This is a genomic window from Shewanella sp. H8, from assembly GCF_040285065.1.
GTDB lineage: Bacteria > Pseudomonadota > Gammaproteobacteria > Enterobacterales > Shewanellaceae > Shewanella > Shewanella polaris.
Genome location: NZ_CP157213.1, coordinates 4,384,293 through 4,406,366 on the forward strand (window position 1 = coordinate 4,384,293; position 22,074 = coordinate 4,406,366).

Genomic DNA, 22,074 nt, shown 5'->3' on the forward strand with positions numbered 1-22,074 from the left:
GGTTAAAGCTAGCTCAGACTAAAGATTGCTCAGACTAAAAATAGGTCATCAACATGAAAGCATTAAGTAAGTTAAAGCCTGAAGAAGGTATCTGGATGGTCGATGCACCAAAACCAGAAATGGGTCATAACGATCTACTCATTAAAATTCGTAAAACGGCTATTTGTGGTACTGACGTCCATATTTATAACTGGGATGAATGGTCACAAAAAACCATTCCTGTTCCTATGATTGCAGGTCATGAATATGTTGGCGAAGTTGTCGATCTTGGCCAAGAAGTTCGTGGCTTCAGCGTTGGTGATCGAGTTTCAGGTGAAGGTCATATCACCTGCGGTCATTGTCGTAACTGTCGTGCAGGCCGAACTCACTTGTGCCGTAACACTTCGGGTGTTGGCGTGAACCGTGATGGTGCTTTTGCAGAATACCTAGTAATACCCGCTTTTAACGCTTTTAAAATTCCTGCAGATATTTCAGATGATTTAGCCGCGATATTTGATCCATTCGGCAACGCTGTTCATACTGCATTATCGTTTGATTTAGTCGGCGAAGATGTATTGATTACTGGCGCAGGTCCTATTGGTATTATGGCCGCAGCAGTATGTAAGCACGTCGGTGCTCGTCATGTTGTGATTACTGATGTAAATGAATATAGACTCGATCTGGCCCGTAAAATGGGCGCAACCCGTGCCGTTAACGTTGCAACAGAAAATCTTAAAGATGTCATGAAAGAACTTGGCATGACAGAAGGCTTTGACGTCGGTTTAGAAATGTCAGGCGTGCCTTCGGCATTCCACGCCATGTTAGATACCATGAACCACGGCGGTAAAATTGCGATGTTAGGTATTCCTGGCGGTGAAATGGCCATTGACTGGAGTAAAATCATTTTTAAAGGTTTAATCATCAAAGGTATTTATGGCCGTGAGATGTTCGAAACCTGGTATAAAATGGCAAGCTTAATCCAATCGGGTCTAGATTTGTCTCCTATCATTACTCATCATTTTAGTATTGATGAATTCCAGCAAGGTTTTGATGCTATGCGCTCAGGTCAATCTGGAAAGGTCATCTTAAACTGGGATTAATCATTAAGATCTAGCTTATGCACACCAACAAGGGGTTGTATTTATACAACCCCTTGTTGCAAACTGGCGTTTAGCCAATCGCTATTAGAACACTTTTATAGGTAATATCATGTCTGGTTTTAAACATCTGTCTATTAATGAGCTTATCCATATGTCCAGCGAATCAAGCGATATACAAATTGTCGATATTCGTGATGCCGCCAGTTTTGCTGCAGGTCATATTGAGCACGCTGTTAACTTGAATAATGAAAACTTAGCCCACTTTATTGCTGATGCCGATATGGATAAACCGCTTGTTGTGGTGTGTTATCACGGCATGAGCAGTCAAAGTGCAGCTAGCTACTTAAATGAACAAGGCTTTGATGACATCTACAGTCTCGATGGTGGTTATAGTGCCTGGAGCTTAGCTAACTCATGATAGAAATTGGCCAACTACCTAATGCACGCGCTGCACAAGCATTTATTGATTACCTCAAAGGATTAAATATTCAATGTCATGCCGTGACTCATGCTCAAGGTGTTAGCCTAGTCATTGTTAACCCAACCGATGAAAGCCAAGCTAGAGCCGAGTTAATTGAGTTTGCTAAAGACCCATATCATCATAAGTATTTACAGGCATCTTGGGATAACGGTGCGACAGATACCAAATTTGACTATGGTCCTGGAACCAAGGGGTTATTTCAACAATTTATGACAGGAGCAGGCCCACTTACATTGATGTGCTTTTTTGCTTGTGTTGCCGTTTTCGCAGGTATGAACCTAGGTTTTGCCGATGCCATCTACAGTAAATTATCTTTTTTTAGTGCAGTCCCTGATAGTGACTTCAGCCAAGTATGGCGGGTATTCACGCCAAGCCTAATGCACTTTTCTGCTATGCATATCATCTTTAATTTACTGTGGTGGTGGTATTTAGGCGGTAAAGTTGAAACTAATTTAGGCACTCGCCCCTTGCTATTCTTATTACTCGTCGCTGGCACGATACCTAATATCGTGCAATTTTACATAAGCGGGCCTAATTTTGGAGGGCTATCAGGTGTCGTTTATGCTGTGGTTGGTTACACTTGGTTAATGGGTATTCGAAAACCCAGTTGTGGTATTAATTTACCGCAATCTTACATGGGATTTATGCTCATTTGGCTAGTACTTGGTTTTACCGATGTGCTGGGAATGCCTATTGCAAATGGAGCCCATATTGGCGGGCTTTGTATCGGTCTAGCTCAAGCGTTGTTTGATAGCAGAAAGTCACAACGGGTTAAAACCCACTAATAACATATTCCACTTAGCCGACATCCGATAATGGTGCCACTCTATTTGGCACCATTATTCACCCTCGTTTTGAACACTGACCGACTTATATTTATGATGCTTATAAACTGAACTTAAGCCATTTCAAGTACTTTATTGACTAGTTTTTCAATACCAATATGCGCCTCTAAAATCGATGTCGCTAACATATAAGCTGGCGTGCTGACGATTTTGTTCACTTCATCAACAACTATATCTTCTACTTGGGCATTTTTATGTTTACCGCCCATTTCATTAAATGCATGAGCAGTTTCAGCATCAGTCCCAATGGTACCAATGGCTCCTTTACCATAAATATTAGGGATCATTACAGGTGAAATACACACAAAACCGACAGGTTTATGGGCTAACGCAAAATCACGAATAAAGCTCTCTACAATAGGCTGAATGTCGCAATTGCTACCTGTGGTAGCGAAGTTAGATAAATTTTTAGCGGCGCCAAAACCACCAGGGATCACTAAACCATCAAATTGACTAACATCTAACATACTGGCATTAAGGACTTCACCTCGAGCTATCCGAGCAGACTCAACTAATACATTACGAGTTTCGTCCGTATTGACCTCTCCAGTTAAGTGATTCACCACATGCATTTGGGCAATATCCGGAGCAAAGCATTGATATTGTGCACCCGCCCGCGTTATCGCCAACAAGGTTAATACAGCTTCATGAATCTCAGTTCCATCAAAAACTCCACAGCCACTTAATAAAACAGCAATCTTTTTCATGACATCCACCTTTAACTTTTAATTGCTAATGTAAAATTTACAACAAAAAACCAACAAAACGGTTGATCTGATTAAAAATCGTGCTAACTTAGAACGTCGAATTTAGGAGTTGCATGTTTTTTCTCCATAAATCATCACTAAATTCCATTGTGGCTTAACTGACATCAATAAAAAAGTCCACAAATTAATAATATTTATTAGAATTAATATTCAGCTCACAAAAATAAAAATAAAACATATAATTCAACAGGTTATAATTTTCGTTTCCAGTCGTAAGAAAATCTATCCCGCAACGTTGATTAATTAACTCACAGACTTATCCACAGGCTGAGAGCATATTACTGTGGTTGATTGTTGGCTTTTCTCCATAAAAACACCCACTAAACCTCACTCAATCCATCACTAGTCAGAATTTACAGTAATTAAACACTATCTTGAGTAAATAATTGGCAATCTCACAAGCATCTTGAGGTGCTGTGGGTATAATGTCATTCTATTAGTCTCGCAAAATACTGAATACGAATATTAATTATGCCAATTATTCCTAATAACCCGCTCATCCTTGTTGATGGCTCATCTTATCTTTATCGCGCTTATTATGCGCCGCCTCATTTAACTAATTCAAAAGGTGAAGCAACAGGCGCGGTTTATGGTGTTGTTAATATGCTTCGTAGCTTATTAAGCCGTTATAGTCCTAGTCATATTGCTGTCGTTTTTGATGCGAAAGGCAAAACCTTTCGCAACGATATGTATGGTGAGTACAAAGCCCAGCGCCCACCGATGCCTGATGATTTGCGTACTCAAATAGAACCATTACACAGAATCATTCACGCAATGGGTTTGCCTTTGATCTGCATTTCGGGTGTTGAAGCGGATGATGTGATCGGCACCATCGCCCTTCAAGCGAGTAAAGAAGGCCGTGCGACACTAATCAGTACTGGCGATAAAGACATGGCTCAACTAGTGAATGAGCATGTCACATTAATCAATACTATGACTGACACCATTATGGGCCCTGAAGAGGTCAAAACGAAGTACGGTGTCAGCCCAGATAGAATAATCGACTTTTTAGCACTAATGGGTGATAAATCAGACAATATTCCAGGGTTACCTGGCGTCGGTGAAAAAACCGCATTAGCCATGCTCACCGGCATGGGAAGTGTAGAAAATATCTTAGCGGATCCGCAAAGCGTCATTGATGTCGGCTTTAGAGGCTCAAAAACCATGCCGGCTAAAATTATCGACAACGCCGACATGCTAAAACTATCTTACAAACTCGCCACCATCAAAACCGATGTTGAATTAGAACAAGATTGGCATGAGCTTAACGTTAAGCCCCAAGATCGAGATGAACTGATTAAATGTTATTCTGAAATGGAGTTCAAACGTTGGTTAGCTGAAGTATTAGATAATAAACAACCTCACGGCACCATCAGTACAGATAGCGATGAAGAGATCACAGTATCACCTATCATTGAAGCTGAATACGAAACAATCCTGACTGTAGAAGCACTCGATAAATGGATTGAAAAACTCAGTAGCGCCGAACTTATTTCTGTTGATACTGAAACCACCAGTCTCAATTACATGGAAGCTGAACTTGTCGGCATATCATTTACAACCGAAGTTGGCAAAGCGGCCTATTTACCGTTAGCGCATGATTACCTAGATGCACCAAAGCAAATTGATAAAGCCATTGCTCTTGAAAAACTGCGCCCGATCCTTGAAAGCGATACTCCACAAAAAGTGGGACAAAACTTAAAATACGATATCAGTATTTTAGCCAACGCAGGTATCACCCTAAAAGGCGTCCGTTTTGATACCATGCTCGAATCCTATGTGTTTAATTCAGTGGCATCACGTCACGATATGGATGGTTTAGCCCTCAAATACCTTGGACACAAAAACATTAGCTTCGAAGATGTTGCTGGCAAAGGCGCAAAACAACTCACTTTCAACCAAGTTCACCTTGATGTCGCCGGACCTTATGCCGCTGAAGATGCCGATATCACTCTGCGTTTACATCAACATCTATGGCCAAGGCTTGAAAAAGAACCTGAGTTAGCCAGTGTATTTAATGAGTTAGAACTACCATTAATTCAAATATTATCCGACGTTGAGCGCCAAGGTGTATTAATCGACTCAATGTTACTGAGCCAACAAAGTGTTGAATTAGCCAAAAAGCTGGATGATCTTGAAAACAAAGCCTATGAAATAGCGGAAGAGAAGTTTAATTTAGCTTCACCTAAACAGTTGCAAACCCTATTTTTTGAAAAACTAGGTTATCCAGTAAAGAAGAAAACCCCAAAAGGGGCACCATCAACATCAGAAGAAGTGTTAGTTGAACTAGCACTAGATTACCCTTTACCTAAAATCATCCTACAACACCGTAGTTTAGCCAAACTAAAAAGCACTTATACCGATAAGCTACCGCTTATGGTCAATGCTACGACGGGTCGAGTTCATACCAGTTACCACCAAGCTAATGCTGCCACCGGGCGTTTATCATCAAGCGATCCAAACTTACAAAATATTCCAATCCGTACTGAAGAAGGTCGCCGTATTCGCCAAGCCTTTATCGCTCCGGCAGGACGTAAGATTTTAGCAGCCGATTACTCACAAATTGAACTGCGGATCATGGCTCATTTGTCTCAAGATGCAGGTTTACTTAAAGCCTTTGCTGAAGGTAAAGACATTCATAAAGCCACAGCAGCCGAAGTCTTTGGGGTACATTTTGAAGAAGTGACCACAGAACAACGTCGTCGCGCCAAAGCAGTTAACTTTGGTTTAATTTATGGTATGTCTGCGTTTGGTTTAGCTAAGCAATTGGATATTCCACGTAACGAAGCGCAAACCTACATAGATACTTATTTTGCACGCTATCCCGGTGTCCTAAAATACATGGAAGAAACTCGAGCCATCGCAGCTGAGTTAGGTTATGTCTCTACATTATTCGGACGACGTTTATACTTACCAGAAATCCGCGATCGTAATGCAATGCGTCGCCAAGCGGCCGAACGAGCGGCAATTAACGCACCAATGCAAGGTACGGCGGCTGACATCATTAAAAAAGCCATGATACTCATTCATCAGTGGATCACCCAAGAGACTCAAGGTGAAATTACAATGATAATGCAGGTACACGATGAATTAGTGTTTGAAGTGGATGAAGCTCAAGCTGAAGCGCTCAAAATCAAAATGTGCGATTTAATGGCACAAGCGGCATCATTAGACGTAACCTTATTGGCAGAGGCTGGAATTGGCGACAATTGGGATCAAGCCCACTAATCATTGGTTTATGCTACGTTGAATTGACTTAGTGTCAGTCACGAAACGCCGTATTCATTGGAATACGGCGTTTTTATTTGCGGGTCTTCTTTTTTACCGCGAGAGCCCCTTAAACATAGCAATCGATAAACAATACGACTCAAATACCACAACATATTTATCGATCGAGTTAACAAATAAGTACCAATTTGTTTCAAATATCACAGTTATTGTATCTTTATATGAAAAACAGTTTTTCATTTTAAGGCGTATGAGCTATTATAATTTTCGTAGGGTACAGAGGTTAAGATGTTCAATCTTTCAAACCTTTATTTCACTAGCGATAGTGACTAGCCAAATTCGGCGCCCCAGCAACTTAGGTTGCTGGGGCTTTTTTTTTGGTTTTTTTTGACCATTAAAAATATTTAGAGTAAATACTTTAATGTTTAAAAAAAAACGGTTATTATAGGGCCATTGAGAGTCATCAAATTGAGTTGATGACGCTTGAGTCTTGTTGAATTTAGCTTCTCCCCAAAAGAGCTAATTTATTTGTACCGATGGCCGTTTGGTTATCGGTTTTTTTTGTTTAAAAATCACCACTGCTTATCACAGACGAAAAAAACCGACATAAATGTCGGCTATTAGTGCTTATTAGTAATCTGCTATATCACCCTAACGGTTATTCTGAGTCTAAAGCTTGCTCAGCCTTCTGTTCTGCTAACCACTCAGGATGGCACCAGTCATTTAAAATGCTCAGCACTTTTGGTTTACCAGTGCCTTTTAGCGACGACAACGTCTCTACTTGCACTTTATCACCAAAATTCGATAAGGCTGCACGCACATCATTAACCGTCTTCATTTTGACGCTTTGAGTCAATTTATCAGATTTCGTTAATAACGCTAAGACAGGAATATTGCTTAATACAGCCCATTCAATCATCTGCATATCAAGATCTTTCAATGGATGACGAATATCCATTAATACTACGACGCCACTTAAACAAGCACGCTTTTGTAAGTATTCACCAAGCGCTTCTTGCCATTTATTTTTTAACGCTAATGGCACTTGTGCAAAACCATAACCCGGCAAATCGACTAGACGACGATCATCATCTAATTCAAAAACGTTGATCAATTGGGTTCGACCTGGTGTTTTACTAGTTCTGGCTAAACTTTTTTGTTCTGTAAGCGCATTTAATGCACTAGACTTACCGGCATTAGAACGCCCTGCGAACGCAATCTCAATCCCGATATCCCCAGGAAGATACTGATCTAAATGCGCAATATCTGGCGCACTAATTAAAAACTTAGCCCTACGGAAATCGATACGAGATTCAGTCACTCTACACTCCAATTAAATTACTTCTAGACAACGCATTACCATAAATTTTTAACAATTGCTTACTTTTGCACATTTTCGTGTAAAATATTAGCTTGATCACATTATATACCCAAGCAACGCTGATATGTGTGATGTCGTTATAAATGATTTTGCTCTATTCGAGCATGACAAACAGCATTAAAGCGCTTGGAAAAACATTTTACCACGCTTGCGGGTCTTCCTAGTAAGCTCAGGACAATAAATTAACTAGAAGTTGGAACGCCATGAAAAAGTTAGCTCTTGCGCTGTCTGTAGTCGCCTTAATGTCATCATCAGTTATGGCTGAAGGTAATGCTGAAGTAGGCAAAACTAAAGCAATCGTATGTTCTGCCTGTCACGGTGTTGACGGCAATAGCATGATTGATATGTATCCTAAATTAGCAGGCCAGCACCCTGAATATCTTGAAAAGCAATTAACTGAATTCAGATTAGCCGCTAAAACCGGCGGTAAAGAGGGTCGTATGGACCCAATCATGATCGGTATGTCTATGGGTCTAAGTGATGAAGACATCGCTGACATATCTGCATTCTTTGCTAGCCAAGTCAAAGTTGTCGCCGATGTTGCTGACGTACCCGCTGCTGGCGAAAGTTTGTATAAAGGCGGTGATGCCGCTCGTGGTATTACAGCATGTGTTGCGTGTCACGGACCTGAAGGTCATGGCGCAGCTGCTGCAGGTTTCCCTGCTGTCGCAGGCCAACACGCTAACTATATCAAAATTCAGCTAAACAAATTCCGTGATGCTAGCCGTCACAATGATTTAAATGGCATGATGCAAGATGTAGCGAAAAAGCTATCTGATGCTGATATAGAAGTATTATCTAAATATATTTCAAGTCTTAATAAATAATAGTACTGAATATTATTTATTAAAGAGTGGGCTTTCGAGCCCATTTTTTTGCTTACCAAGTTGACGTTTACGTCAACTTCTTATGTTTTACTTGACAAGGTTCACACTTTTATCGTTAAATACACCCCGTACCGAGATGAACCCAACTGTTTGGAACATAAATCTAACAACATCAAGCAGATTTCGGACGAATACATTTAAGATATAAGAATAAAGCAAATTAATAACAATAATAATTTGAGACCGCTCACTAATAATAACAACATGAGTCGATATTTCAGTTTGAAATACTGGTCGTAAAATTTGTAAGGAATAGACCGATTGGTCGACATGCTATTTAGCACTACCTTACACAACAGAGTGACCCTTAGGTGTTATTTGAATGATTCAAATAACAGCAAAACCAACATATTGTTGAGGATGCATCCACAGGAAGTTTTTACCACTCGAAGGTACAATGTAACAAGGATGGTTAACTATTGTCATTGAAGACAATTAAGATATCGATGAGTCATTGAAGACCATCTACGGAAGCTGTAGTCAGGACGGCAACAGAATATAAAAAAGCGTCATTGATGACCAATAACAACTAAAAACGGCACGGATAGCAAAAAAGTAACGATCTGACCGGGATAGTCACATAGCAAGTACGGATACTTGGAATCAGAATAAGGTGCGTTAAGCACTGTTTTACAAGGTGGCAGTTTATACTGCCACCTTTTTTTATGTCTAAATCATACCAATATTGGTATTTTTCAAATACTTGGTATTATTTAACCGCATTCGCTATATAATCGTTAATCAAGTAATACCTAGGTACCGCTGTATTTGATGAACGTATGCCCGCTTTGTAATCATTGTGCTGATTTTTTTGTTCAAGACAAAAAAAGAGCCTTCTATGCCTGCCCGCAATGCGGCTTAATTTTTGCTGACTCCAAATCATATCTTATGCCTAACCTAGAGCGTCAACATTATGGTCGAGCACAAAAAAAATCCAAACAAAAACAATTAACACAATTTATTTTGCCTTTACTCGATCAAATCTCTTTGCAACAAACCGGCACGCTAAAGGGCTTGAACTTTGGCCGAGTGCTCGATGAGCAAAGCCAACAAACTATTTTAAACACTGGTAACTTAGTTAATCAGTACGATCCTTTTTTTGCAGCAGATCAGTCGGTGCTAAAGCAACATTATGACTTTGTTTGTTGCTACCGTGTTTTTGAACACTTTCGTCATCCTCACCGAGAATGGATGTTACTCAATCAACTGATTAAACCCGGCGGTTGGTTAGCCATAAGCACTCCCTTATTAACAGATAAAGACCACTTTGCTAAATGGCATTACAAGAATAATCCAACTCATGTCAGCTTTTATCAGCAGGCAACATTCGAATATTTAGCATTTAATAGTGATTTTGAGCTATTATTTGCATCGAAAGATCTAGTTTTGATGCAAAAAGCATCAAAATCTGATATAAAGCGCATCCTTATTTAGTGCCTTGTAGAAATTACTCTGCAAGGACGTGTTTAGAAAACCTAATGAGAACATCATGGCTCGCAGTAAAAAAACTCGCAAAGGCGGCGAAAACGGCGCTAAATTTGCCCCAAGAGTAAAAAAAGTTGATCGTAACGCGGTTGATGGTAAAAAATCAGAAGCTGGCCATAAATCTGGCAGCCGTCATAATGAAGCTTTGCTTAAACAAGCTTCAGGTACTACATCGGTTAAGAGTAAAGATGCACGTCATGGCAGTAAAAAGCCTGTAGCGTTAACATTACCGACATCTATTACCAAACCGTTGGTAGTTAAGCCTAAACAGCCTAAATTGACTGACGAACAAAAGTTGTTAAAACTTGAAGAAGACCCAAGATTGAATCAATTACTTGACCAACTTGAAGAAGGTCGTGACTTGTCTGATACCGACCAAAAATGGTTAAATACTCAATTAGACAAGATTGAACAACTGATGCTGAATTTAGGCCTTAGTGAAGGTGATGACACGCCAACTCAAAGCCCTAAAAAGCAACAGACTGATGATGAACTATTAAATCGTTTTGAGTCAGGTGCAGATTTGCTCAAAGATTATCAGCAGAAAGATTAATCTTCTCGATAAAGTAATACCAAGCTATTTCTTGGTTTGATGTTTAAAAACTGGCGCATATGGCGCCAGTTTTGTATTCAAAAAAGGATAAATTGTGTCTACAACTGTCATCATTATTGCGCTACTCATTATTATTGCTCTTGCAAGCTATGCAACACACTTGCTGTTAACACTTAAACGTCAAACACAAGCTAATCAACAAGCACTGGCAGAGCGTAAGGCTAAAGCCGACGAGCGTAGACAACAAATACTGACAGATATCCGTTACATTGCCGCTGCGATGTTAGAAGAGCGCTGTGAGCTGTCAGAAGGCGTTATGCGCATAGGGAAGTTATTTGACGTATTATCTATGTCGGAACAAGTTATGGGAGACTTTCCTAATCTGTTTACCCATTATGAATTAATTCGAAATCACCCCATCATGGAAGCGCGAACAGACTTGCCTAAACAACAACGGATGAAGTTTGATTTAGAACGTATGAAATCTGAAGCAGCATTAGAACAACTTATTTTAGACGAGACAAAACACATTGCTGAATTCGACAAACCAATGACCCATTAACGCTGACGTTATCCACAAGTCATAAGCAAAGAGCAACATGGCACGTTATACTGTAAAAGGTCTAAACCAAATCATCTCCTGACCGTTTGCTAATGCGGTTAAATAATGGCTAGATTATCTTCTGCCTTTTTCTGTATCAAAATAACAAGCGTTAACGCTCAATGATTGGGAGCACAATATGTTCTATACACTTTGTTCAGGATTACTTCACGTTATGGGTTGGAAATTTGAAGGCCAACTTGATACAACTCAACCCTGCGTAATGATTGTTGGACCACACACGAGTAACTGGGATTTTGTCATCGGGATCCTTGCCCGCAGTGCCTTAAACACTAAAATCCATTTTTTAGGTAAACACCAATTGTTTATCGCCCCTTGGGGATGGTTGTTTCGAGCCATGGGTGGAAGCCCTGTTGATCGACGAAAACACAACAATTTGGTCGATGCCGCGGCTCAACTTTTTCAACAAAATTCGAATTACAAATTAGCATTAGCACCCGAAGGAACCCGCAGCCCGGTCAATCGTTGGAAAAGCGGTTTTTATCATATTGCAGTGAAATCAGATGTGAATATTGTGCCTGTTGGTTTAGATTTTGGCCGAAAAACCATAGTGCTATCAGCACCGATGACACCCACGGGCAATATCGAAATCGACATAAATCAATTAATGGATTTTTATAGAACGATTGAAGGCTGCCATCCAAAAGCGATTCCTATGTATCAGCTAAAATCCACACCAGAACGAAACGGATGATTTGATTCGTTAAGTGTACTATCGAGCCTTTATAAGCTAACAAATTGTTATCACCTAAGGTTGGTGTTTAGATAGACGTAATGCTGATTTGCTATTCGATACCATTAATCGATTAACGTACGCTGATATCGCCCAAACAACGACATCAGCGCCAATGGTTTATCAATGTTGCTCTTCAGCGTGTTGCTCTTCGCAGTGCTTAATGCTGCGAATATCTGTGCCTGTCGGGATTTGAAATGCCCGTAAACCAAACTCAGGTAATATCGCAAAAATATGATCAAAAATATCTGCTTGAATCGCTTCGTAAAAAGTCCAACGAATATCATTAGTAAAAATATACAATTCAATCGGTAGACCTTCCGTAGTGGGGGCTAGTTGCCTCACCATCAATGTCATGTCTTTGTGTATTTTATCATGCCGACGTAGGTACTCTTGTAAATACGCCCTGAATGTCCCGATATTAGTCAAATGACGACCATTTACCTTCATATCAATATCGCTAATATTGGCATTAGCAGCGCTGATCTCACTAAATATTTGTGGTAAATATTCTTTTAAATAATTCACTTTACCTAAGCGAATACGTTCAGCATCATTTAAAAACTGGATGCTATTTACATCAATATTTATAGAACGCTTTATCCGTCGACCACCTGATTCAGACATACCACGCCAGTTTTTAAAGGCATCCGACACTAAGGCGTAAGCGGGGATCATGGTAAGCGTATTGTCCCAATTACGAACTTTGACCGTCGTTAAAGTAACATCTTCCACTGTTCCATCTGCTTCATATTTATCCATTTGGATCCAGTCCCCCTTGCTCACCATGCGGTTGGCGGCAAGTTGAATTCCAGCGACAAAGCCCAAAATAGTGTCACGAAACACCAACATGACCAAACCAGTAGCCACACCTAAGCCACTAAAGAAATATATGGGTGACCGGTCGGCTAGAATTGAAAATACAATAATTAAGCCGATAAAAAATAGAAATAACTTAATTAATTGAACAAAGCTAGTTACCGGTAAACGTCGATTAATATGATTCATATCAGCGATTTTATCAGCAGCATTGAGTGCGCTATAAATCGCTCGTAAAATAAACAACACCAATAATGAGCTCAGCAAGCGATCAATAACCATACTGGCAACATCATGTGAGGTAAGTACGATAGGTAGCAGTAAATCAAGAATCCCAATAGGCACAAGTAAGGCGACTCGCTCAAACACATTAAAGTGCATAAAGATATCGTCCCACTTCACCGAGGACCGACGGATCATCATATTAATCCCATGTGCCACAAATCGATGTGCAATGAAATAACTAATACCCGCAACCAGTAAACAGGCAAAAATCAATATTGAGGTCGCCAATCCATCTGTTGGCTGGCTATTAACACCTAATCGGGTTAACCAAGCTGCAATTTCAATCCGCACTTCTGTATTCACAAACAAATCCTTAGCCACTTTTGCCTCTTACACAATCAAGAGACTTAAATTAAACCGCATAAAAATAATCAAACACTCGTAGCTCATTATGCCCTGTGTTGATAGAGAACGTTAACTAAACCTCAACACTATCCGCCGATAGGCTAAATATAAATCCAAGCCTCTATTTTCACTATGATGTTAACTGTTAGGCGCTGTGGGATGATACCCATAACAGATAATACAAACCTTCATTTTACTCATGGATGAGACAAAATAATAAAAACAATCTTGTAGTCCATTATCGAATTTATCATCAACTTATTAGGGTCTGTTGATCTTTCAAGGTTGTTTTTGCAGCGAATTTCTGGCCATTACTCACATTTATAATTGCGCGGCAGAGACTTTGAGGTGTAGTTATTCTACATAAAAAGTCGATAACGCCGTAAAAATGGCCAACAAACGCTGCCCGAAGGGTTCTGCTAAAAACGTTTTACTCTTTGTTGAATAGATTTTGCTTAGATGACTAGGCATCAATCCATTCGCCTCGATTAAAACGTTTTTAACTCGAACAAAATTCAACCAGCAAAGATCAACAGGCCCTAGCCACTCTCGTTTTTTAAATAACAAAACATTGCTGTTTAAAAACACATCATTCATCCTAGCTTGAATATACCAGTATTGTTTTACATTAACCGATTTGTAAGGAATGTTATGTCGTGGGATCAAGTGTGGATTGATGTAAATGTGGCGACCATGGATGCCAATATCGAAGGGGCTTACGGCGTAATATCTCAAGCGGCTATTGCAATCCAAGACGGAAAAATTGCTTGGATTGGCCCACGCAGTGATCTGCCTGAATTTGATGTACTGGCAACACCAATTTACAGAGGCAAAGGCGGCTGGATAACGCCAGGGCTTATCGACTCACAAACCCACTTGGTGTTTGCCGGTAATTGCGCTAACGAATTTGAACAGCGTTTACAAGGCGCGACAGATACCGAAATAGCTTGTGCGGGCAGCATTATCTCGATCGTCAACGCTTGTCGTGATGCAGACGAAATCGAATTGTTTGAACTGGGACGACAACGCTTAAACGCCTTAGCCAGAGAAGGCGTCACCACGGTTGAAATTAAATCCGGCTACGGATTAAACACCGAAACCGAGCTTAAGCTACTGCGGGTCGCACGCGAATTAGGCGAGCATCATCATATTGATGTCTGCACCACCTTTATGGGTGCACATGTGATTCCGCCAGAATATAAAGACAATGCTGACGCCTATATCGACTTGGTCATCAACGACATGCTCCCCGCGGTAATTGCCGAAAACCTTGCGGATGCGATTGATGTATTTAGTGACAATATCGCCTTTAATCTTGAGCAAACTGAGCAAGTATTAACGGCGGTTAAACGGGCTGGCCTGCATATTAAACTGCATTCAGAGCAATTAACCAATATGGGTGACAGCACATTAGCGGCCAAGCTTGGGGCTAAATCGGTCGATCATGCTGAGTGTCTAGACGAAGCAGGTGTTAAAGCCATTAGCGAAAGTGGTACCTGCGCAACCTTGTTACCAGGAACGTATTACTTTTTACGAAAAAACCAATTACTGCCAATAGATTTGTTGCGTCAATATAAGGTACCAATGGTAATTGCCAGCGATTTTAATCCTGTTTCATCCCCTATTTGCTCCACCTTATTAATGCTCAATATGGCCTGCACGTTATTTAGATTAACCCCAGAAGAAGCCTTACAAGGTGTGACTATAAATGCCGCCAAGGCCTTAGGTATTGATAATCATGTGGGTCATCTTGCCACAGGCATGCAAGCAGATTTTTGTTTATGGGACATCACCACACCGGCGCAACTGGCCTATGCTTACGGGGTGAACCCGTGTCAAACCGTAGTAAAAAGCGGTCAAGTGGTTGCATTACCACATTAATCCGCTCGATTAACGGCTACTCGTTGTTAGCGCTATACACATGCTAACGACGAGATTGTAGCCATAAAATTACCACTCAACAGTCTTGTTAAATCCTCTTCAATAATAAATTAACCAATAATATGGTGATTTTAAGATCAATTTCATTTAGGCTATACTGATTATGAACGAACGTTCAAAATGTTTTTTGTTATTGATTATTGTTTGAGTAGTCGTATTGCTCAAGTTTATCTTCTCCATTTCGACCTAACCCAAATTGTCAGAGGTATTATGAAAATCCGTACTTTAATGTCGCTTGCTACTGCATTTGTTCTGCTCCACAGCAGCACTGTGTTCGCTAATGAATCTGTTAACTCCGAAACACCACAGCTAACTAAGCCTAAAGTGATCATTTTTGATGTAAATGAAACCTTGTTAGATCTTGAAAATATGCGCAAATCAGTTGGCGCAGCGCTTAATGGCCGTGAAGATTTACTGCCTTTATGGTTCTCAACTATGTTACACCACTCGTTAGTTGTGTCTGCCACTGGTGATTACCAAACATTTGGCAGCATTGGCGTTGCCTCACTGCAAATGGTTGCCGAAATCAACGGTATTGCCATCACACCAGAACAAGCTAAAACCGCCATTCTAACGCCACTTCGTTCATTACCGGCTCACCCAGATGTTGCGGAAGGTTTAGCTAAATTAAAAGCTCAAGGTTACAAACTCGTGACCTTAACTAACTCATCATTAGAGGGTGTAACCTTACAGCTTAAAAATGCTAATTTAAGCCAGTATTTTGATGCCAACTTAAGCATAGAATCTGTTGGGGTATTTAAGCCGCATTTAAAAACATATCAGTGGGCCATTAAAGATTTAGGCGTTAATGCAAGTGAAGCATTAATGGTTGCCGCACACGGTTGGGATATTGATGGTGCTAATAAAGCAGGCTTACAAACCGCTTTTATTCGTCGCCCAGGCAAGGTGTTGTTCCCGCTAGCAGCACAACCAGACTACAACGTACTGGATGTGAATGAACTGGCCAGCACTTTAGCTAAATTTAAGTAGTCTTAACGATTATCGCCCAGCCAATGCTGGGCGATAAATGTAAACAGAATTAGGGCCTGTATATGGCCTCCTCCACTGCTGTATCAATATTCCCCCTCAAGACCACTTGCACTGCCCCTTGCCATTAACGATTAATTAACATTTAATGAATGTAGATTAATCATCGCATTAAAAGGGAAAACAAATGAGAAAGGCATATTTAGCGCTATCAGTGGCATTATGTTTTGCTAGTGTAAGCGCAAACACCATGGCACAAACCACACTGGTGCATCACGTTAATGGTTACACGCTCGTTGACGGGAAACTGCAAACCTTTAATGCTATCCAATTTACTGACGACAAAATTGATCGACTATTTACCTTAAACCAAGCCTTACCTAGTGCAACTGATATCACCTCAATTGATGGCAAAGGTAAAACCCTGCTGCCCGGATTAATCGATGCTCATGGCCATGTGCTGAGTTATGGTTTGAGTTTGTTAACCGCAGACTTAACCAACACCAGTAGCGAACAACAAGCCGTAGAACGAGCACAAGCATTTAGTAAAAACAACCCGACTGACGGTTGGCTAATGGGCCGTGGCTGGAACCAAGAGTTATGGAACAGCAAACAATTCCCAACGAAAGAAAGCCTAGATAAAGCCTTTAGTGCTAACCCAGTGTCATTTGGCCGAGTTGACGGTCATGCCATTTGGGTTAACAGCAAGGCGTTAGCACTCGCGGGAATTTCCTCAACAACTATGGCACCTGAAGGTGGTGAAATTGTTAAAGACGAGCAAGGTAATCCTACCGGCGTGTTAATCGACAATGCGATGAACTTGGTATTTAACATCATCCCCGATCTTAACCAGCAGCAACTACAATCCACTTTAACCCTCGCAATGGACAGCCTAGCGTCATACGGACTCACCAGTGTGCACGATGCTGGTATCAGCATCGACAACATCAAAGCATACCAACAATTAGCAGCTAACAATGCCATGAGCGTACGCGTAAATGGCATGCTGTCTGTTGAAGACCCTCGCTTTACAACCATTTTAAAACAAGGCCACATCACCACTGCCGATAACATGTTTAAAGTCGACAGTGTAAAAATATCGGCAGATGGCGCGCTTGGCAGCCGCGGCGCAGCGTTAATCAAAGAATATTCAGATCAACCCGGCCATAAAGGATTAATGCTGTATTCAGACGATCAACTCGGCAAACTGATTTTACTGTCGATGAAAGCGGGATTTCAGGTCAACACCCACGCCATTGGCGACAATGCTAATCAAGTGGTACTCGATAAATACCAAACTGCCATTGCAGCAACAGACTCAAAAGCATTACGCCATCGTATTGAACATGCACAAATTCTCGATTTAGCCGACATACCGCGTTTTTCCAAACTTGGGGTTATCGCATCGATTCAAGCAACCCACGCCACCAGCGACAAAAATATGGCCGAAAACCGTTTAGGTAAAGCCCGTCTAGCTGGTGCTTATGCGTGGCGCAAACTGTTAAACGCCAATGCTGTCATCGCCAATGGTTCAGACTTTCCGATAGAATCACCCAACCCATTTTTTGGATTGCACGCTTCAGTCACTCGCCAAGATCATGTAAACCAACCACTAGACGGCTGGCTCGCCACTGAAAAACTCTCGCGCATCGAAGCGCTCAAAAGCTTCACCATCGACGCCGCCTACGCAGGCCATCAAGAGCAGTTATTAGGCTCATTAGAACCCGGCAAAAAAGCAGACTTTATCCTAGTTGAAGATGACTATTTTACAGTCGACTCACCACAGATCTGGCAAAACAAAGTCATCGCCACCTGGGTAAACGGCCGCAAGGTATTTGCACAAGAGTAAGCAACATTGAGAATGGTTGGTTGATAAGTAAGACAAGTAGAATTGGTCTAACGCGTTTTAAGGGGAAACGCGTTAAGGCTAATACCTAAAGACTTGCGGGAGCTCATATTTGTTAGGTATTTTGTAACTCAGGCATAATTTCCATTAATTTAGAGAACCAATTTTTTACTAACTGATTGGTTTTATAAATAGGAGTAAAACCTGAACCTGTTGGTGTTAAATAAATAGTATTTTCAACTGAATCAACTATATAACTAATCTTAATACAGTTTAACTTAAAAGGTTTTGCAACCCGAGAGTAGTGAGATATTTCAATATTTTTTATTGAGCTACGAGTAATGGAATAATTAATTTTTTTACCTAGGTATTCTAAACCATCATCTGTAAGCGAAAGCTGACCTTTGTCGGTGTATAGATAAATATACTTTCCATAAAATGTACTTTGATGTTCTAGCGTAGATACATAACAAAATTGGTTTTGAAATTCTGATTCCACGAAATATTCCTTTATTAGTGAACATACCAACGCCTCATTAAGAGGAAAATAATATGTTGGCTAAAATAAGCGACGTAGGAGCAAAATCCAACTGTTATTTGTCCTGATTCATCAAATTGTTAACAGTAATTTGCTAGATTATGATTCTTCAATACACTTAAAACGAATTTCAGTTTTAGGGAAGTTACCAAATATAAATGGCGGTTTTGCATCAATAGTTTCTAGAACCTTAACCATTTTTTTTGACTTTTGACACTGTGCATACGCTTCTGTCATAGCCTCTGCTTTTAGCGTACCCATACCAGTAAAACCTGTAGCGGCTTGACGAGAAACCATATAAGTGTCACCGCCCATTGGAATGATACCTGAGTTTTGAGCGCAACCAGCTAAAACAAGAACTAGAGGTATAATTGCATACTTCACGAGATGTAAACTCCTTTTACTGTTAACAACTTATTGAACTGCTAACCAAATAAAGTTGGACATTTAAGTTATTGATTAATATACATCCTACATTTGCTATGTCTTCGATGTAAAGCAGTTATATCTCTTCATGTTCCTACTACATTGAGGCCGTTGAAGAAAATGACGTGAGCTGGCCATGGACGGCCAGCTAGCTTTCGAGGGGAAGGGACGCCCCATCGGAAGCGTTAGCATTTTCGAATAAGGCGGAAGAACACTAAAACGAAGTTAAAAGCTGGATCAATTTCCGTCGCAATTTTTTCGCTGCTGTTGTTTGGTTAAAAAGCGAAAATGTTGCCGGAACGGCAGGGGTGATCCAAGAGGGGATTGCGGTTGATCCCCTTTTGGTCCGTGTAGGGTGGAACCTTGCGACCTTAATTCAAACGAAGTTTGAAAAAGCTGATGTGGCCGTAGGCCATAAATCAAAGATAAAAAAACAAACAAGAGTTACTGAGATAGCAGCAAAAATTGACCACGTCACCACCTAGATGATCACATGGCCAAAAAAGACTAAATAAACGAATTAAGCTTGAGTAAACTGCTGATACAGTTTGTCTTTTAATACCAAACGGTCAAGCTTTGCTTTTTCAATAAACTCATCACTTGTTGGCGTATTCTGTAACTCCAGCTTACGTATTTCAGTATCTAAATCATGATACCGCTTCGCATCAGTTGCGAACTCAGCATCACTAGCAGTTAACGATTTAATTTTGTCTTGATACTCAGGAAAATCTACTAATAACGCATGGTTTTCACCTAACATAACCCTCTCCTTTTCATACTAAACTTAAGCCCGTTAGACCATATTTGAACCCTATCGTCAAACTGACACTACTACTTCACAATACATGCTCATAAAAACTGTAAGAGCTTAATCTTAAGAACTGTTAGGATATAACCATATTCCAACCTGAATGCCACGTAAACCTAATGAGTAATTAATGAAAAAAATTATCCATGTCATTATGTTGAGCCTGCTCGTCAGCGCTTGCACTGACTCCACCACCGCTGACAATAATTCAAACTCTACAACCACAGATAACACTGCAAGCAAAACAGCCACCAAGCTCAGTCTAAAACAACAAGTCGCATCAATCACTAAAGACTATTTTGTACTCAGACCCGAAGTTGCCACTTACTACGGCGTGAGTGATGCCAGTATCAACGCCAATGTGATGTCTAAACTCACCGACTACAGTCCATCTGGTGAAACCCACCGTCGCAAAGGACTTAAATCAATACTGAGCCAACTCAACGATATTGATGAAGCAAGCTTAACGCCCTCTGAAACAATCAGCTTAAACGCGATAAAGTCTGAAGTGAAAGGCGCTTTATTACCAGCTCAAGTGGTTAATTATGGCAACGTGTTAGGTGAATACGGCGTATGGTTTTTACCTTATGCTGTTAACCACTTATCTGGTTTACAAATTGAATTCCCCGGTTATATGGAAGACAAATTTGCCGTCACCAATACTGCCGAAGCCGAGGCTTATTTAACCCGCTTAAGCATGTACCCTGCCGCCATGGGCACATTGGTCGATAAACTCAATCACGATGTATCGATGGGCGTCATTCCACCAGACTTTGTCATTGATAACACCCTACGCGGGTTACAAGCTCAAATCAGTGGCCCAGCAAACAGCCATCCTTTAGTGACCAGCTTTAACGCTAAACTTAACGCAGCCAAAGTAGATAATAGCGATACGTTGGTAAAGTCTGCTGCCGAGTTAGTTGACACTAAATACTATGCCGCCACCCGCCAACTGATTGCAGCGTTAGAAGCGGTGCGCCCAAAAGCAACTCATGAAGCTGGTGTTGGTCGTTTACCCCAAGGGGCGAAGTTATATCAATCGCTGATCCAACATTTAGGCAATTCGACCAAAACTGCCGATGAAATTCATCAACTCGGATTAACGGAAGTGGCCCGTATTACTACCGAAATGGACGGGTTACTCAAAAAAGTCGGTTATGTTGACGGTACCGTCGGTGAGCGCATGCAAGTGTTACTCAACGACCCACAATATCTTTACCCTAATACTCCAGAAGGCAAGCAACAGCTAATGGCCGATATTCAAGCCGACTTAGCCTTAGTTGATGCAAAATTACCAGACTGGTTTGGGCGTTTACCTAATCAAGATGTGGCCATTGAAGCTGTACCAGAAAGTCGCGCCGCTTCGACTAGTGGCGCATTTTATGATGCACCATCACAAGACGGTTCACGCAAAGGCACCTTCTGGATCAGCTTGTATGACACAGCATCACTGCCATCTTATTCATTACAAACCTTGACCTACCACGAGACTAATCCAGGCCATCATTTACAAACCATTATTGGCTTATCTGATGAACTGCCGCTACTAAGTACAGTATTTTATTCCAATGCTGCAGGCGAAGGTTGGGCCTTATATGCCGAGCGTTTAGCCGCCGAAATGGGCATTTATGCAAATTATCCTATCGACAACATTGGCCGTTTGCAGTCAGAGCTACATCGTGCGGTTCGCCTTGTGGTTGATACCGGCATACATGCCAGAGGCTGGAGCCGTGAACAAGCCATTGATTATTCTGTTGCTACCGAAGGTATTCATTTGTCGGAAGCCACAGGCGAAATTGAACGCTATGCCGTTTGGCCGGGCCAAGCACTCGGCTATAAGTTAGGTGAGCTGAAAATTATCGAACTACGCGCAAAAGCCAAACAAGTTTTAGGTGATAAGTTTGATATTAAAGTGTTCCACGATCGCTTATTAGAAAATGGCGCCTTGCCATTAGATTTAATGGAGCAAAAAATTAATCAGTGGTTAGCCAGCGAAACTGCTGCGTAATCAATCTCGA

19 protein-coding genes are annotated in these 22,074 nt (G+C 40.9%); 13 read left to right on the forward strand and 6 right to left on the reverse strand.

Annotated features, from left to right (window positions below; all coding sequences use genetic code 11):
* The first annotated feature begins 53 nt into the window (after positions 1–53).
* The 3 genes from tdh to glpG all read left to right on the forward strand — a co-directional run bounded on the left by tdh (position 54) and on the right by glpG (position 2,345).
* A complete protein-coding gene (tdh, locus tag ABIS04_RS19145) occupies positions 54–1,079 on the forward strand; it encodes an L-threonine 3-dehydrogenase (protein ID WP_137224311.1) in 1,026 nt (341 codons plus the stop codon).
* Between the two features lie 109 nt (positions 1,080–1,188).
* Positions 1,189–1,497, forward strand: a complete 309-nt coding sequence (gene glpE / locus ABIS04_RS19150; RefSeq protein ID WP_137224309.1) for a thiosulfate sulfurtransferase GlpE — start codon at positions 1,189–1,191, stop codon at positions 1,495–1,497.
* Positions 1,494–2,345 (forward strand): rhomboid family intramembrane serine protease GlpG, encoded by an 852-nt coding sequence (gene glpG / locus ABIS04_RS19155; RefSeq protein WP_350432114.1) that lies wholly within the window; start codon positions 1,494–1,496, stop codon positions 2,343–2,345. The genes glpE and glpG overlap by 4 nt, the downstream gene beginning before the upstream one ends.
* A 113-nt stretch (positions 2,346–2,458) precedes the next feature.
* On the opposite strand, the gene elbB is transcribed toward glpG, so the two are convergent.
* Positions 2,459–3,112, reverse strand: coding sequence for an isoprenoid biosynthesis glyoxalase ElbB (elbB, locus tag ABIS04_RS19160; RefSeq protein ID WP_140235426.1), 654 nt, complete (start codon positions 3,110–3,112; stop codon positions 2,459–2,461).
* A gap of 531 nt (positions 3,113–3,643) precedes the next feature.
* On the opposite strand from elbB, the gene polA reads away from it, so the two are divergent.
* Positions 3,644–6,400: a DNA polymerase I gene (gene polA / locus ABIS04_RS19165; RefSeq protein ID WP_350432115.1), complete on the forward strand. Its 2,757-nt coding sequence runs from the start codon at positions 3,644–3,646 to the stop codon at positions 6,398–6,400.
* A 658-nt stretch (positions 6,401–7,058) separates the two neighbouring features.
* On the opposite strand, the gene yihA is transcribed toward polA, so the two are convergent.
* Positions 7,059–7,721 carry a ribosome biogenesis GTP-binding protein YihA/YsxC gene (gene yihA / locus ABIS04_RS19170; RefSeq protein ID WP_140235428.1) on the reverse strand — a complete coding sequence of 221 codons (663 nt, stop codon included), beginning with the start codon at positions 7,719–7,721 and terminating at the stop codon, positions 7,059–7,061.
* 263 nt (positions 7,722–7,984) lie between these two features.
* Between yihA and ABIS04_RS19175 the strand changes: the two genes are divergently transcribed.
* From ABIS04_RS19175 to ABIS04_RS19195, 5 genes are all read left to right on the forward strand, one after another.
* Entirely contained in the window at positions 7,985–8,608 is a 624-nt protein-coding gene (locus ABIS04_RS19175; protein ID WP_137224295.1) for a cytochrome c, read from the forward strand.
* An 831-nt stretch (positions 8,609–9,439) separates the two neighbouring features.
* On the forward strand, positions 9,440–10,102 hold the full coding sequence (locus ABIS04_RS19180; RefSeq protein WP_350433478.1) for a class I SAM-dependent methyltransferase: 663 nt from the start codon (positions 9,440–9,442) through the stop codon (positions 10,100–10,102).
* Positions 10,103–10,157: 55 nt separating this feature from the next.
* Positions 10,158–10,706 (forward strand): Der GTPase-activating protein YihI, encoded by a 549-nt coding sequence (gene yihI / locus ABIS04_RS19185; RefSeq protein ID WP_137224289.1) that lies wholly within the window; start codon positions 10,158–10,160, stop codon positions 10,704–10,706.
* A 94-nt stretch (positions 10,707–10,800) separates the two neighbouring features.
* The gene (locus ABIS04_RS19190) at positions 10,801–11,268 is read left to right on the forward strand and encodes a DUF2489 domain-containing protein (RefSeq protein WP_350432116.1); all 468 of its coding nucleotides are present in this window, start codon (positions 10,801–10,803) and stop codon (positions 11,266–11,268) included.
* Positions 11,269–11,446: 178 nt separating this feature from the next.
* The gene (locus ABIS04_RS19195) at positions 11,447–12,022 is read left to right on the forward strand and encodes a lysophospholipid acyltransferase family protein (RefSeq protein WP_350432117.1); all 576 of its coding nucleotides are present in this window, start codon (positions 11,447–11,449) and stop codon (positions 12,020–12,022) included.
* 162 nt (positions 12,023–12,184) lie between these two features.
* Here the strand turns inward: ABIS04_RS19195 and ABIS04_RS19200 are convergent, their stop codons facing one another.
* Positions 12,185–13,468 (reverse strand): mechanosensitive ion channel family protein, encoded by a 1,284-nt coding sequence (locus tag ABIS04_RS19200; RefSeq protein ID WP_137224283.1) that lies wholly within the window; start codon positions 13,466–13,468, stop codon positions 12,185–12,187.
* Between the two features lie 693 nt (positions 13,469–14,161).
* Between ABIS04_RS19200 and hutI the strand changes: the two genes are divergently transcribed.
* The 3 genes from hutI (at position 14,162) to ABIS04_RS19215 (ending at position 18,287) form a co-directional block, all read left to right on the forward strand.
* Positions 14,162–15,391: an imidazolonepropionase gene (hutI, locus tag ABIS04_RS19205; protein ID WP_350432118.1), complete on the forward strand. Its 1,230-nt coding sequence runs from the start codon at positions 14,162–14,164 to the stop codon at positions 15,389–15,391.
* Positions 15,392–15,667: 276 nt separating this feature from the next.
* A complete protein-coding gene (locus ABIS04_RS19210) occupies positions 15,668–16,441 on the forward strand; it encodes a haloacid dehalogenase type II (protein WP_371833653.1) in 774 nt (257 codons plus the stop codon).
* A 184-nt stretch (positions 16,442–16,625) separates the two neighbouring features.
* Positions 16,626–18,287 carry an amidohydrolase gene (locus ABIS04_RS19215; RefSeq protein WP_350432120.1) on the forward strand — a complete coding sequence of 554 codons (1,662 nt, stop codon included), beginning with the start codon at positions 16,626–16,628 and terminating at the stop codon, positions 18,285–18,287.
* 112 nt (positions 18,288–18,399) lie between these two features.
* On the opposite strand, the gene ABIS04_RS19220 is transcribed toward ABIS04_RS19215, so the two are convergent.
* The 3 genes from ABIS04_RS19220 to ABIS04_RS19230 form a co-directional block, all read right to left on the reverse strand.
* Positions 18,400–18,783, reverse strand: a complete 384-nt coding sequence (locus ABIS04_RS19220; protein ID WP_137224274.1) for a hypothetical protein — start codon at positions 18,781–18,783, stop codon at positions 18,400–18,402.
* A 138-nt stretch (positions 18,784–18,921) separates the two neighbouring features.
* Positions 18,922–19,206, reverse strand: coding sequence for a hypothetical protein (locus tag ABIS04_RS19225; RefSeq protein ID WP_350432121.1), 285 nt, complete (start codon positions 19,204–19,206; stop codon positions 18,922–18,924).
* Between the two features lie 562 nt (positions 19,207–19,768).
* Entirely contained in the window at positions 19,769–20,008 is a 240-nt protein-coding gene (locus tag ABIS04_RS19230) for a YdcH family protein (protein WP_350432122.1), read from the reverse strand.
* Between the two features lie 178 nt (positions 20,009–20,186).
* Between ABIS04_RS19230 and ABIS04_RS19235 the strand changes: the two genes are divergently transcribed.
* Positions 20,187–22,064 carry a DUF885 domain-containing protein gene (locus ABIS04_RS19235; protein WP_350432123.1) on the forward strand — a complete coding sequence of 626 codons (1,878 nt, stop codon included), beginning with the start codon at positions 20,187–20,189 and terminating at the stop codon, positions 22,062–22,064.
* Positions 22,065–22,074 lie beyond the last annotated feature (10 nt).